The following is a 12,856-nucleotide window of genomic DNA, read 5'->3' as shown; positions in this document are numbered from 1 at the left end:
GAATGTGCCGCCGTGGTGAAGGTGGACGCCTATCCCGCTGCCGAGAAATGGTCCGGAAGCACGGCGGCCAGAGACGGTCTGCTGACCTGCGCCAGCGATCGCCACGTCTCGCTGGCCGTGGCGGGGATGCATCCTGAGGTGGTGCGCATCGCTGCGCCAACGGCGGCAAGGGGCGCAACCAGCCAGACCGTAGGGATTCATCTCTGCGTGCCCGTCATATGAGGCACGACCTCGACGCCTCCTGTTCGCTTGCCGAGCTGACGGCTAGCTATGAGAAACTGCAACACCATCACTTCGCGTCGGAAGGGGGCGCTTTTGCTGGAATGTTCCGCGGTAGGGCTTCGTAACAGCACACCAAATCGCACCAAACTCATCCGCTGGCAAAGGCTTGGAGAAATAATACCCTTGGGCGTATCGGCACCCCCATTCTTGCAACAGGTGTGCCTGCTCAGTCGTCTCCACCCCTTCTGCTACGACGTCTATTCCCATGTTTTGCGCCAGATGGATCATCGATTTTACAATCGCCGTCCCGGTGCCGCTCTGCCCAAGATCGCTGACAAAAGACCGATCGATCTTGATTTCGTTCACCGGGAGTCGCTGAAGGTGCGTGAGTGATGCAAAGCCGGTGCCGAAATCATCGAGCGACACGCGAACACCATGCCGCTGCAACTGCTCAAGGCATTGGCGCGTCTTGGGGGCGAGCTCGTCCACCAGCACACGTTCAGTAATTTCGACAGTGAGCTGGTGTGGTTTGACGGATTTACGCTCAAGCTTCCGCAGCAGCGAGCGCGCTAGCCCCTCCTGCATTAGCATTTCGCCCGAAAGATTGATCGAGATGCTTCCCACCGAGGCAGGCCATGGTCCCCATTCACGTAGGTCCGAAAGCACGAGCGCCATCATTTGGTCGTTGATCAACTTGCTGAGCTTGGGAGCGTCAAGTGCAGCCCATATAGACGCAGGGGAGAGTATCCCATCGGCGGGATGGTCGACCCGAAGCAGAGCCTCAGCGCCAGCCACCTCGCCAGACCTCAAATCGATCATGGGCTGGTAGTAGGGAACCAACCAGCGAGACCTGAGTGCCTGCCTGGCGAGTTCGAGCTGATCGGCACGCTCGTTGATAGTGCGCTGAAGAGCAGGCGTGAACAACCTGGCTGGTTGTTTGCTGTCTTCCTTGGCTGCGTACAGTGCCATTTTTGCGCGGCGGATCAAATCTTCGCAACGATCACCAACCAACGACCGGGCGCAACCGATACGGACCCCAACATTGCGCGTTCTTGTGTTCCGATCCATTCGATGCTCGAGTTCACGCGCGAGCTTGACCGCAAACGGCTGCAAGCCAGCTTCACCAATGGGCTCGTGAAGCATCACCACGAATTGGTCGCCCGCAATCCGCCCAATCACATCGGTTTCACATAGGCACTTGCGCAGAAGAATCGCAAAGAGCCGGAGGACCGCATCCCCCGTCTCATGACCAAAGCGATCGTTCAGGTGCCGGAAGCCAGAGAGGTCTACGACCAGAAGTTCGACGGGACCGCAAGTTCGGGGTTCCTGTAGCAAACCCGCCAACTCTTCTTCAACAGACCGCCTATTCGCAAGCCGCGTTAGATCGTCAACATAAGCCTGCCTGTGAAGCCGTTCAGTGGCCAATTCAAGATCGTGGATGTCTTCGACTGCGCCGTACCATTTTACGATCTGGCCATTCTCATCCCGTCTCGGTGTTGCCCGAGCTCGCACCCATCGATAGGTGTAGTCCTCCAAGCGTATGCGATACTTCAAATCCGCCGGCTCACCGGTTTGAAGCCTTTCCGCCCAATAGCCCCTTACGCGGTCAACGTCCTCAGGATGGAGAGCCTGGAACCACCCATGACCAATGGCACTTTCCACCGGCAAGCCGGTCGCTTCCTTCCAACGTGACGACAAACTCATTATCCGCCCCTGCGGATCGGCAGTCCATGGGATCTGGGGGTTGTGCTCGACTGTGTGGCGATAATGTTCTTCGCTTTCCCGAAGGGCCTGCGCTGTTCGCGCCTTGTCGATGGCTACGGATGCCAAGCGCCGCAGATTGTCGAGGTTCTTGAGCTCATCCTCCCGGGGGGCACGCTCCTCGTAGAAATAGAAGCCGAACGTTGCGAGCACATCACCATCGGGCCCATATACCGGCAGCGACCAGCAAGCCTTGATGCCAAGTGGTGTGAATGCTTCTCGCCAATCATCCCATAAAGGATCGGTCTCGATACATTCTGAAACGACATCGCGCTTCTCGAAAGCCGCAGTGCCGCAGGAGCCGACACCAGTTCCGACCTTCGTGCCGGGTATCAACGAATGAACAGTGTCAGGAAGAAATGGGGCCGCACCACCGGTGAATTCTGTGCCACCGTCGTTCAGGAGGAGAACCGTACAACGACTGCCTGGCAGCTGCTCTTCGCCCAGCGTACAAAGTTCTTCTAGGATAGAGAGAACGTCGTCGCCGGCAGCGACCTTGTTGAGGATCTCGGCCTGAGCACGATCTCTCGTCTGCATGGCGACTAGATCATGTATATCAGTCGAGCAACCGATCCACTGTCCGCCGCTATCTGCAACCGGATTGGCGCGCACCACGTGCCAGCGATACTGCCCATTCTTATGGCGGAACCGCAGTTGGATTTGATAGGCCGGATTCTGACCACTGGCCCGTGGCGGCCAGATCGCTCCAAGAGCAGCAACATCATCGGGGTGGACCATCTGGGCCCATCCCTTTCCTAGTGACGCGGTGCGCGTGAGACCGGTGTATTCACACCACGCATCATTAACGAATTCAACATTGCCGTTGGGATCGGACAGCCAAACGAAGCCGGGCACTGAATGTGTGAGGACATCGAATAAGCGGTCTTTTTGCGCCATCTCGGTATTCGTCCTCATGGAAGCGAACATAGTGAGAGCCCTGCGGTCCAGTTACCTCTCGGGCTAACCTGTTCCGGTTAAAATCATACTGCGTTGCGAAGAATGATCTTGCAATTTGTTGCACGTCTCCGGTGCTTGATTTGACGCGATCCCTGAGAGATGCCCGATCGGCTCAAGCGCAATTGTGTTTCGGCCCAGCTTCTTCGCCCGATATAGCGCGCGATCAACAGACGCAAAGACAACCTTTGCGTCTGCAGGCCCCGAGAAGAGCCCAAGACCTACAGAGACGGTGACAATGCCGTGGGGATGGTTTCCATCGTGCTTTACGACTTCTTGTCGAATGTGCTGCAAAATTGCCTGATGGAAAGAGACTGCTGCGTCGTCGTCATCAGATACGCACGTGACAGCAAATTCTTCGCCGCCGATACGATATGCCGAGGCTGTATTGCTGTCACAAGCATGACGCAATATCTCGCCAATCCTCTCAAGGACAGCATCTCCGGCCGCATGGCCATAGCTGTCGTTGTACGACTTGAATTGATCCACATCGACCAGTGCAAATGACTTTGTGCGGCCATACTCGGTAGAAGCCATGAATTCGGGTAGTTCGTTGGCGTAAGCGCGCCGGTTCAGTAACCCGGTCAACACGTCGATCCGCGCGCTCCATGCTTCTGTCACATCGCTGAATATCCAGATTCTGCTATAGCCGCCGCCGCCGTCACCTAGCGCAACGCTGCGCCTGTTGAAGACCCGTCCATCCTTGAAGGTCAGTTCGTCTTCGGAGAATTCGGAACTTTCATAGAGTTGTTCCACGCGAGCCACGAACGACGTTGGATCGTCAAGTTGGCTTACAACGTGATCAAGCATGGCAATGTCGCCGTACTCGGCGACATCGTGAGGGATACGCCACAGCCGTTCGAACGCCTCGTTGAAGTAGAGCACTTTTCGATCGTGTCCGATAATCAGAACACCATCCGGCAGAAGGTCCAACGTCCGACGCATAAGTACGTAGGCAGTCTCGACGCTCTGCGTGTTGTTTGTCAGTTCAACCACGGTGATCGCCAAACATCTCGGTACGGTAGGTACGGCAGTTTGTGGCAGCCGGGTTGAGATTCTTTTAAATTAGAACGAAGGAATCTATAGACTCAGCGCAGCAAGGATGGGCCCCACCTGAGTTAATTGTAACCTATGCAATCCCGAATCTTGCCCGAGATCTCATGACCCGCCTTGGCCGTCAGTCGCGGGCACCGACAAAGCAGACCCTCAAGATCGCGCTTTTGCAACTTGGATGATTCAGGCCGAAAAGACGTCTTCTCGACGAAGTTGACCACCAGCCCATGAGAGCGGACTGCGCTCGTCAACGCACCTGTCAGTGCGGTGACTGGCTCGGGATCCAAACCGCCTTCTATGCAAGCCCTGACTCGAAATAGTCCCGTTGGTTCTTTTAGTGCAGTCCCGAGTGTTATCCTCAACTAATCATCCCGGTAGGGACGATTATCATGCAGATAATCTTTGCCACCCAAAGCCTTGGTCTTCTGATCCACACCGAGCGAAAAGCACAAAAACTCTCCCAGGAGCAGCTCGCCGCGCTCACCGGGGTCGGTATCCGCTTTGTGCGTGAGCTCGGAAGCTGGAAAGGAAAGTTGTCAAGTCGGGCGCCCCCTGCAGGTGGCGTCCTCGCTCGGTCTTACCGTGTCGGTGCTCAGTCGACGGGAGAGTGAGACATGACATCCCGTGTTCTCTAAGTCAGTCGATGCCCGAGGACGCTGTCACAACCAATGCTTCGCGCAGCCATTTGCACTCGTTGCCGGACCGTTGCTCGCGGCTCCCATACGGCGAACGGGAGGTGACATGCAGACGAAACGGCGGTCGCTACGGACAGGTGCTATGCGGCCAAAGCCGCCGTCCGGCTTGTGGGTTGAACGGCGGCTCTGGCTTTGATCGCGTCAGGCACAGGCGGTAGCGTCAATCTCGAAAAGCAGGCCCGGAATGGCCAGCCGCTCGACGCCGACCAAGGTCATCGGTGGGGTGTTCTGCACCGCACAAAGCCGCATCCCCAGCAGATCGAAATTCTTCAGCGCCTCATCCACATCTGTCGTATAAATGCCTAGCTTGATGACATGGCTCAGACCCATGCCCGCGCCCTCCAGTATCGCTTCAAGATTTTCCAGCGCCAGACCGATCTGGCCGCGCATATCACCCAAATGCTGCGGCTTGCCTTCCGCATCGACAGCGGTCTGGCCGGCGCATACGACCTGGCGTGTTGCGCCTTCGATGATCTCGGCTTGATTGTATCCCAGCCCCAGGGACCAGTCCCACGGATTTACCGGAGTGCGTTGCATGCAGGTTCTCCTCGTTGATGTCTATACGGACTCCTGTAGGACTTATTGGTGCCAAAGCTTGGCACCTTTCGTACTATGCTGACACCATGAATATCCGAACTCGTCACGATGCCATCGTGCGTAGCCTGCGCCGCTCACAGACGACGACCGTCGATGCCCTTGCCCGTGAGGTAGGTGCATCGCGGCGGACGGTTTTGCGCGACATCGCCGCCCTGCGCGAACAGGGGTTCCTAATTCACTCGGAACCTGGACGCGGTGGCGGCCTGCAACTCGATCCACAATCAATTGAAGCAACGGCACGGCTCGCCGTGGCGGAGGTCTTTGCCCTGCTGATCAGCGTGGCCGCAACGCGCGCGGTCGGATACCTGCCGTTCTCAGGCCTCGCGGATGCGGGACTCGCAAAGATCGAAAAGACGCTCCGGCCGGAAAAAGTGCGCGATCTGCGCCGGCTTCTGGACTGCCTGCACGTGGGGAGACTTTCGCCGCTTCAGGATATGTCGGACATAGGGTCGATCGATTCCGATCTGTTGCCCGCCTTCGAGAACGCTTTCTTGGCACGCCTGCATCTGAAGTTCTGCTATCGCGATGCCAAAGGCCGACAGTCGTCCCGCGAGGTCGAACCGCAGGCCATGCTGATCCTACCACCGCTATGGTATCTGGTGGCATGGGATCCGCTGCGAGAAGACTTCCGTCACTTCCGAATGGACCGCATCAGTAAGCCGGCCGTGATCGATGGCAAACAGTTCCGACAACGCCACGTGCCTTTTGACGAAGACGTTTGCCCCTACAGGAGCTTATCGCAATGATGCTTCCACCGAGCGCACGGAGAAGGTCCAACGCTATAGTCTGGGCGAGCATATTCCCGCCTGCGCGGGCGACGCGGAACCCGATCACGTGCGGTGAGCTTACCCAGCCCCCGCGCGGACCTCTTCCAGCACCTTCTGCGCGATATCCAGCCGAACATTCCCGGCCTGCTTCAACCGTGCGGCGACATGCTCAATCTCGTCGCCGTCCGCGCCCGCCGCGATGGCGACATTGCGAGCGTGAAGCGACATATGGCCCTTCTGGATGCCCTCGGCCGCCAATGCGCGTAGCGCGCCCGTGTTCTGCGCGAGCCCGACCGCCGTTATGATCTGCGCCAGTTCCTGCGCGCTCTCGACGCCCAGCATCCTGACGCTCGCCTGAGCGACCGGATGTGTCTTCGTGGCGCCGCCGACGAGCCCCACCGCCATCGGCAGTTCCAAGGTGCCGACGAGATTGCCATTTGTGTCCTTCTCGTAGTGGGACAAGGACGTATAACGACCGCTTGCAGCGGCGTGGCAATGCGCACCCGCCTCGACCGCCCGAGTATCGTTGCCGGTGGCGAGCACCACTGCGGTGATCCCGTTCATGATGCCCTTGTTGTGGGTCGCGGCACGGTAAGGATCGGCGACCGCGAAGTCATAGGCGTCGATGATGCCGTTGACCACGTCCTCACCACCGAGTGCGTCGCGGTCGTAGATCGCCCGGACGCGCGCGAGCCTCAAATCGGCCTTGTTCGACAGGATGCGCAGGCGCACCCTGCCCCCGGCAATCTCCGAGACCAGCGGCGCCAACGCCTCGGCCATCGTATTGACGGCGTTGGCGCCCATGGCGTCGCGGACATCGACGATGAGATGGAGCACGACATGGCTCGCGCCCGGCGCCTCGATGATGCGCACCTTGATATCCTTGGCGCCGCCGCCGAGCTTGACGAGGAACGGATCCTGTTCGTTCGCAAGATCGAGGATGTCACGGCGCCGCTCGTACAGGCGCAACCGCGCGCCATGCGGATCGGGAGCGCCGACCACCTGGATCTGCGAGATCATGATCGGCTGGTCGCTGGAAGCGTGAAAGCCGCCATGGATGCGCGCGACTGACGCCATGTTGCTGGCAGCGGCCACCACCGAAGGCTCCTCGGTCGCCATCGGAATGAGGTAGTCCTTGCCGTTGATCTTGAAGTTGGCGGCCACTGCGAGCGGGACCGATAGCGCGCCGATCACGTTCTCGATCATCCGGTCAGCTATGGCGAGCATCTGGTCGTCCGCGGGTAGGACAGCCCCCAGTTGCCCGATCTCCAGCCCTGTCGCCTGCAAGACGGTGTTTAGCCGCTCCGAAGGCGACAGCTTATAGAAACCGGGAAGACGACTGCTCGTCACCATGAAGTGGACTCCTCAATCAGATGACGAGGAGCCTATTTGTCGGCCCGGCTGCCAACAATGTGGATGAGATACAGGCTGCCGCAGTCTTGACGTGGAAAGGGAACAGGGTCAGCCGCCCGCCTTCATGAGGTGCAGGCGCAGCGCGAGATGGGTTTCAAGGCCGTGCACCGGATCGAGGCAGGCGGCGCTGAGCTGTCCAACGAGGTCGAGGCGCTGCCGCATCGTGTTGACATGGATGCCAAGCTGCTCGGCGGCCTTGCTGAGGCTCCTGCCGCTGTCGAGATATGCAGCAAGCGTGCGCGCGAGCTGACTACCCTTGCGCAGATCGTGCTCGATGATAGGCCCAGTCGTTGCCCTCACGAAGGCACCGACCGCGTCGCTCGGACCGCCTGCGAAGATGGTCGCATACATCGCCATCGCGCTTTCGGATACGATACGGCCTTGCTGGCCCAGGCCACGAACGAGGCCGACACACCGCCGCAGCGATTCGAAGCGCAGCGGCGCTTCGCCGATCGCAGCGACGGGTTCGGAAACCACGATGGTCAGGCGGCGCTGTGTGGCGGCCTGCAGTTCCTCCGAAAGCCGCTCCGCCACGTCCAGCGGTCGCTCGCTGCTCGTCGCCACGACGAGGTCGCCGTTGAACTCGGCGAAAATTGTGTCGCGTCCGGTCAGCGCCGCACGTGCCGGGGCGGCGACCTGCATGAATGGCAGCTCGCCGACGTCGACCAGCATCATCGTCAGCGGCCACGTGACGGCGCTGGCGCCCGGCTGCTGCCTCAGAGCGCCGCCGGCGAAGGGATCGGACGTGCCACGCGCCAACGCCGAGATCGCGTCAGTAGCGCTTCTGTGTGCCGACTGGGCGATCCGTTCGATCGATAGCAGCACGATGCCGGTGACGATGGCGCTGCGCTCGAAGGTCCGCACCTCAGGCGCTGAGAATGGCCGGGGCCTCTTGAACAGGAGTGAGCCCAGGCGCGCACTGCCGCCCATCGCGGCCGCGATGATGGCGATATCACCGTCCTCGCACCGGACTTGCACCGAACGTCCCGTCCGGTCGCTCTCGCGCGCGGCGCGCACGATCTCTTCCTCAGAGCATCCGGGGGGAAACGTGCCGCTGATCGGCTTAAGCCGCTCATCGAGAACTGCCGCCTGTCCGTTGAGCAGCTTTCCAACGCGGCGCGAGAGATCGTCCAGCGTTCCGCCACGCGCGACGAGCTCGGTAAGCTGTTCGTGCGCGGCGGCCGCGCTCTCGACTTCCTCCGCCTGCGTCGAGAGCGCGATATTGGCATCTTTCGCTGTCTGCAGCGCCCGGCGCGTCTCCTCGAACAGGCGTGCATTTTCAATTGCCAGCGCTGCGAAGGTGCCAAGCGAGGAAAGCACCGCCATTTCTTGCGGCGTGTAAGAACGCACATAGCGGTCGCCGACGAACAGCACGCCGATCACCTGAGAATCGACTTCGAGGGGAATGCCGAGAATGGAAACGACGCCCTCGCCGCGCGTGGCCTGGTCGATGGACGGATCGTGCGCAAAGGCCTCGTCGCTCGAATAGCTGCTCGAATAGAATGGACGTCGCGTCCGCGCGACGCTGCCGCATACCCCAATTTCGCGTGGCACCCGGATGCGGGCGAAGTCCTGCGAAATGACGCCTTCCGTGGCCCGGACGTAGAAGTCGTTGCGCTCGTCATCCGCTGCCGAAAGATAGGCAATGTCGCTGCCGACGAGCTGGCGGGCGCGCTGCACGATCGCCTGCAGAACCTGGTCGGTATTGCGCAGAGCGGAAAGGTCGCGCGCCGTTTCATAGAGGGCAGAAAGCTCGCGCTCACGCTTGCGCTTGTTTTCGAAATTCTCCTGAAGCCTCAGCGCGATCTCCAGGTCCGCAGCCATGGAGGCCGGCAGATCTCCGGCCTGAACACGCTGCCGAATCTCCGCACCAAGTCGGTCAAGTTCCGGGGAAGCCTCGTTCGCGTCGAGGAGGCTCAAGATGCGGCGGTAATGGTCGTGCTGAACGCCTTCCGGCGATGGCGACTCGATGCGGCGAATGCTGGCTCTCATCGCCTCCTCCCAGGCAACTTTCCGATCTGACAGTAAACAATCGGATTTCTCTCAAGGGGAATGTGTATGTCGTACATACTTCGGCGTCTATCATGTGCGCGACCCATATTCATTGGGTATCCACGCGATTGCTACTGTTCCGGATCGTCACGCTTTGGCGGGAAGAGAGGACCGATGGCGGAGCATGTCACGATCGTGGAGGTAGGACCACGCGACGGCCTACAGAACGAGCCGACTGCGGTTCCGGTCGAGGTGCGTATCGAGCTCGTCAGGCAGCTGGCGCAAGCCGGGCTCCGCAGTATCGAGGTCGGAAGTTTCGTGTCGCCCCGGCGGATTCCTCAGATGGCCGGCACGGCAGAGCTGTTGCGCTCGCTCCCCCGGTTCGACGAGGTCATCTACGGCGTGCTTGTTCCCAATGAGCAAGGCGCCTTGGAGGCCGTCGAGCTTCCCATACAGGAGTTAGCTGTCTTTGCCTCGGCATCCGAAACGTTCTCGCAGCGCAACATCAACTGTTCGATCGACGAAAGCCTTGACCGCTTCTTGCCCGTGATGGAGCTGGCGCAGGCCCGCTCGATCCCGGTGCGCGGCTACGTGTCCTGCGTCCTCGGCTGCCCTTATGAAGGTAAGGTGTCGGTGCGGTCGGTCGTGGACGTTTCGCGCCGTCTCTCAGCACTCGGATGTCGCGAGATATCGCTTGGAGACACCATCGGCATCGGCACGCCGCGCGAGGCAAGCGCCATGGTCCGGGCTGCGGCGGCCGAGTTACCGATCGACAGCCTGGCGGTTCATTTCCACGACACGCGCGGCCAGGCGCTCGCGAACATTCTCGCTTGCCTGGACGATGGGGTCAGGACGATTGACAGTTCAGTTGCCGGGCTTGGCGGCTGTCCCTATGCGCCTGGAGCGTCCGGCAACGTCGCTACCGAAGATCTCGTCTATATGCTTGACGGGCTTGGCATGGAGACGGGCATCGACGTCAGTGCTGTGGCGGCGGCCGGAGACTTCATATCGCGCCATCTCGGACGGGCGACCGCGTCGAAGGTGGCCCGGGCGCTGGCCGTGAGCGCGAAACAGCATAGCGCCTTATGAAGAACCTATCTCGCTCAAGCCCGGCGGTGTAGCACGGCGACATTGTTCATCCGAGAGAGATGGCGAACAATTCCAAACAGGGAGGACATCCATGTCTGACGTCAAGTCAGCCGCCGCCAGCGGCATCACCGGCTCGGGCCCGCTCAAGGGCGTAACGGTGCTCGACATCACGCGCGTGGTGGCGGGTCCCTTCTGCTCGATGTTGCTTGCCGACCTCGGCGCGACGGTCATCAAGGTCGAGCACCCGGATGACCCGGATTATGCTCGCACCTTCCCACCCTTCGTCAACGGTGACGATGGCGACTTCTCCGCCTTCTTCACGCAGTTCAACCGCAACAAGCTGGGCATCACGCTCAACATGAAGTCCGAAGAAGGCAAAGCGCTCCTGAAGACACTGGTGCGACGTGCCGACATCTTGGTCGAGAACTTCCGGCCAGGCACGATGGAGAAGCTCGGCCTAGGGTACGAGGTGTTGCGCAAGGAGAACCCGCGACTGATCTATACGGCAATCAGCGGCTTCGGGCGCACGGGTCCCAACTCCTCGCGCCCTGCCTACGACAATACCGGCCAGGCCACCGGCGGTCTCTGGTCGATGAACGGCTATCCCGACATGCCGCCGGTGCGGGTCGGCACGATTATCGGCGACCTCGCCGCCTCGCTTTATGCGGCGATCGGCACGCTTGCCGCGCTGCGCGAAGCCGAGCACAGCGGTCGCGGTCAGGTCGTAGATATCTCCCAGCAGGACGCGGTGCTGACACTGACCGAGAACGCAGTGGTCCGCTACACCACCAGTGGTGAGGTCGCCTCCCCGCTCGGCAACGACCACCCCTTCGTCCGTCCCTACGGCCAATTCCCCTGCAAGGACGGCTTCGTGTTCTTCGGTGGTTATACCGACAAATTCTGGCGGATCACCTGCGAGATGTTCGGCGAGCCAGAACTCGCGGACGATCCCGAGATCGACACGATGGAGAAGCGGTTCGACGCGCGCGTTGCAGACAGGCGCGTCAAGCCGATCCTGGAACGCTGGTTCAGCGTCTACACCAAGGCGGAACTGGAAGAGCTTGCGGGCGACCGGGTTCCGCTCAGCGCCATCAAGACGATCGCCGAGGTTGTCGAGGACCCGCACATCGCGGCTCGCGAGATGATCGTCAAAGTGCCGGTGGCGGGTAAACTGGTGCGCATGTTCGGCCTGCCGGTGAAGTTGTCCAACACGCCGGGCAACCCTTCTGAGAAGGCGCCGAATCCGGGCGAGCACAACAGCTTCGTCTATTCGCGCCTGGCCGGCCTCACCCCACAGGAGGTCGAGAAGCTGTCCGAGATCGGGGCGATCTGAGCAATGACAATCAACCTGACCCGCAACGGCCCCGTCGCGACCGTCACCATCAACCGGCCCGACAAGCTCAATGCCCTGTCGCTGCAGATGTATGACGACCTCGGCCATGCCTTCGCCGAGACGCGCGACGATGCCGACATACGAGCCGTCGTGCTGACAGGAGCCGGCGACAGGGCTTTCTGCGTTGGTGCGGACCTGACTGAATCGATTCCCGCGCTTGCCAGTGGCCGTTTCGACATCAGCGCATGGGACCCCGCGCATCTGAAGAACATGGATTTCTACAAGCCGGTCGTCTGCGCGGTGCGCGGGCTGTGTCTGGGCGGCGGTTTCGAGATCATGCTGGCGACCGACATCCGCATCGCCGCAGAGGACGCGCAATTCCAGCTTCCAGAGCCGATCCACGGTTTCGTGCCGGCCGGCGGCACGCTGGTGCGGCTCGTCCGTCAGATCGGCTATGCCCACGCCATGGAAATCCTGCTTTCCGCGCGCCGGTTCTCTTCCGCCGAACTTGTCACGCGCGGTGTCGTCAACCAGGCCGTCCCCGCTACGGACGTGGACGTCGTTGCCCACGAGACAGCGGCGCGGATTGCAGCACTCAGTCCGACAGCCGTGCAAACCATCAAGGAGGCGGTGCTGACGCTTCAGGACCTGCCCTGGACGGAAGCCTTCGCGCGCGAAGCCGTGCTCGGCCAGCGGACGTTTACCAGCGAGGACGCGCGCAAGGGGCTCGCCGCCTTCGCAGCGCGGGCGAGCGGCAATGCTAAGAAAAGCAAATGAGCGCAAAGAATGGCGGCCGGCTGATGCCGGCCGCGCTTGAATCACAGCGTCGCGTTCAGTTCGAGACGAGCGAACAGGCCGATTTGTCTAGCGGCTGAAACGCTTGAGAACGGCGGTGGAAAACTAGACCACGGTAGCGGCGGGATTGTCCGGCTGCGGGCGGCGTAAAAGTCGTCCACTTTTTCCCTTTTCTGCGTGGCGCA

The 12,856-nt window shown here is 60.8% G+C and carries 10 protein-coding genes and 1 pseudogene; 6 read left to right on the top strand and 5 right to left on the bottom strand.

All coding sequences use genetic code 11. The features are described 5' to 3' along the window. A partial coding sequence (locus tag V1479_RS25890; protein WP_368805356.1) for a hypothetical protein occupies positions 1–222 on the top strand: 222 nt, incomplete at its 5' end. 42 nt (positions 223–264) lie between these two features. Here V1479_RS25890 and V1479_RS25885 read toward each other — a convergent pair. Together V1479_RS25885 and V1479_RS25880 are read right to left on the bottom strand one after the other, a co-directional pair. Continuing rightward, positions 265–2,880, bottom strand: a complete 2,616-nt coding sequence (locus tag V1479_RS25885) for an EAL domain-containing protein (RefSeq protein WP_368805355.1) — start codon at positions 2,878–2,880, stop codon at positions 265–267. Positions 2,881–2,943: 63 nt separating this feature from the next. After that, positions 2,944–3,933 (bottom strand): diguanylate cyclase, encoded by a 990-nt coding sequence (locus V1479_RS25880; RefSeq protein ID WP_173193979.1) that lies wholly within the window; start codon positions 3,931–3,933, stop codon positions 2,944–2,946. A gap of 446 nt (positions 3,934–4,379) precedes the next feature. Between V1479_RS25880 and V1479_RS26195 the strand changes: the two are divergent. Then, positions 4,380–4,608, top strand: a pseudogene (locus tag V1479_RS26195) (helix-turn-helix domain-containing protein). Positions 4,609–4,826: 218 nt separating this feature from the next. Here V1479_RS26195 and V1479_RS25875 read toward each other — a convergent pair. Beyond that, the gene (locus V1479_RS25875) at positions 4,827–5,222 is read right to left on the bottom strand and encodes a RidA family protein (protein ID WP_173193977.1); all 396 of its coding nucleotides are present in this window, start codon (positions 5,220–5,222) and stop codon (positions 4,827–4,829) included. Between the two features lie 86 nt (positions 5,223–5,308). On the opposite strand from V1479_RS25875, the gene V1479_RS25870 reads away from it, so the two are divergent. Continuing rightward, positions 5,309–6,028, top strand: coding sequence for a helix-turn-helix transcriptional regulator (locus V1479_RS25870; protein WP_173193975.1), 720 nt, complete (start codon positions 5,309–5,311; stop codon positions 6,026–6,028). Positions 6,029–6,127: 99 nt separating this feature from the next. Here the strand turns inward: V1479_RS25870 and V1479_RS25865 are convergent, their stop codons facing one another. Together V1479_RS25865 and V1479_RS25860 are read right to left on the bottom strand one after the other, a co-directional pair. After that, positions 6,128–7,402: a hydroxymethylglutaryl-CoA reductase, degradative gene (locus tag V1479_RS25865; protein ID WP_368805354.1), complete on the bottom strand. Its 1,275-nt coding sequence runs from the start codon at positions 7,400–7,402 to the stop codon at positions 6,128–6,130. Between the two features lie 108 nt (positions 7,403–7,510). Further along, the gene (locus tag V1479_RS25860; protein WP_368805352.1) at positions 7,511–9,454 is read right to left on the bottom strand and encodes a helix-turn-helix domain-containing protein; all 1,944 of its coding nucleotides are present in this window, start codon (positions 9,452–9,454) and stop codon (positions 7,511–7,513) included. Between the two features lie 174 nt (positions 9,455–9,628). On the opposite strand from V1479_RS25860, the gene V1479_RS25855 reads away from it, so the two are divergent. The 3 genes from V1479_RS25855 to V1479_RS25845 all read left to right on the top strand — a co-directional run bounded on the left by V1479_RS25855 (position 9,629) and on the right by V1479_RS25845 (position 12,653). Beyond that, on the top strand, positions 9,629–10,543 hold the full coding sequence (locus V1479_RS25855) for a hydroxymethylglutaryl-CoA lyase (protein WP_368805351.1): 915 nt from the start codon (positions 9,629–9,631) through the stop codon (positions 10,541–10,543). A gap of 91 nt (positions 10,544–10,634) precedes the next feature. Further along, complete coding sequence (locus tag V1479_RS25850) at positions 10,635–11,876, top strand: CaiB/BaiF CoA transferase family protein (RefSeq protein WP_173193967.1); 1,242 nt, start codon at positions 10,635–10,637, stop codon at positions 11,874–11,876. 3 nt (positions 11,877–11,879) lie between these two features. Continuing rightward, on the top strand, positions 11,880–12,653 hold the full coding sequence (locus V1479_RS25845; protein ID WP_368805350.1) for an enoyl-CoA hydratase/isomerase family protein: 774 nt from the start codon (positions 11,880–11,882) through the stop codon (positions 12,651–12,653). Positions 12,654–12,856 lie beyond the last annotated feature (203 nt).

Origin of the sequence: Neoaquamicrobium sediminum (genome assembly GCF_040970315.1) — a bacterium.
GTDB lineage: Bacteria > Pseudomonadota > Alphaproteobacteria > Rhizobiales > Rhizobiaceae > Aerobium > Aerobium sediminum.
The sequence above is the reverse complement of the archived record's forward strand: the minus strand, read 5'-3'. Positions and strand labels throughout refer to the sequence as shown.

What these genes read in the sequence shown, in the direction of transcription:
- V1479_RS25885 (WP_368805355.1), bottom strand. Translation starts at nt 2,880, where the DNA reads ATGGCGCAAAAAGACCGCTTATTCGATGTCCTCACACATTCAGTGCCC.
- V1479_RS25875 (WP_173193977.1), bottom strand. Translation starts at nt 5,222, where the DNA reads ATGCAACGCACTCCGGTAAATCCGTGGGACTGGTCCCTGGGGCTGGGA.
- V1479_RS25870 (WP_173193975.1), top strand. Translation starts at nt 5,309, where the DNA reads ATGAATATCCGAACTCGTCACGATGCCATCGTGCGTAGCCTGCGCCGC.
- V1479_RS25865 (WP_368805354.1), bottom strand. Translation starts at nt 7,402, where the DNA reads ATGGTGACGAGCAGTCGTCTTCCCGGTTTCTATAAGCTGTCGCCTTCG.
- V1479_RS25860 (WP_368805352.1), bottom strand. Translation starts at nt 9,454, where the DNA reads ATGAGAGCCAGCATTCGCCGCATCGAGTCGCCATCGCCGGAAGGCGTT.
- V1479_RS25855 (WP_368805351.1), top strand. Translation starts at nt 9,629, where the DNA reads ATGGCGGAGCATGTCACGATCGTGGAGGTAGGACCACGCGACGGCCTA.
- V1479_RS25850 (WP_173193967.1), top strand. Translation starts at nt 10,635, where the DNA reads ATGTCTGACGTCAAGTCAGCCGCCGCCAGCGGCATCACCGGCTCGGGC.
- V1479_RS25845 (WP_368805350.1), top strand. Translation starts at nt 11,880, where the DNA reads ATGACAATCAACCTGACCCGCAACGGCCCCGTCGCGACCGTCACCATC.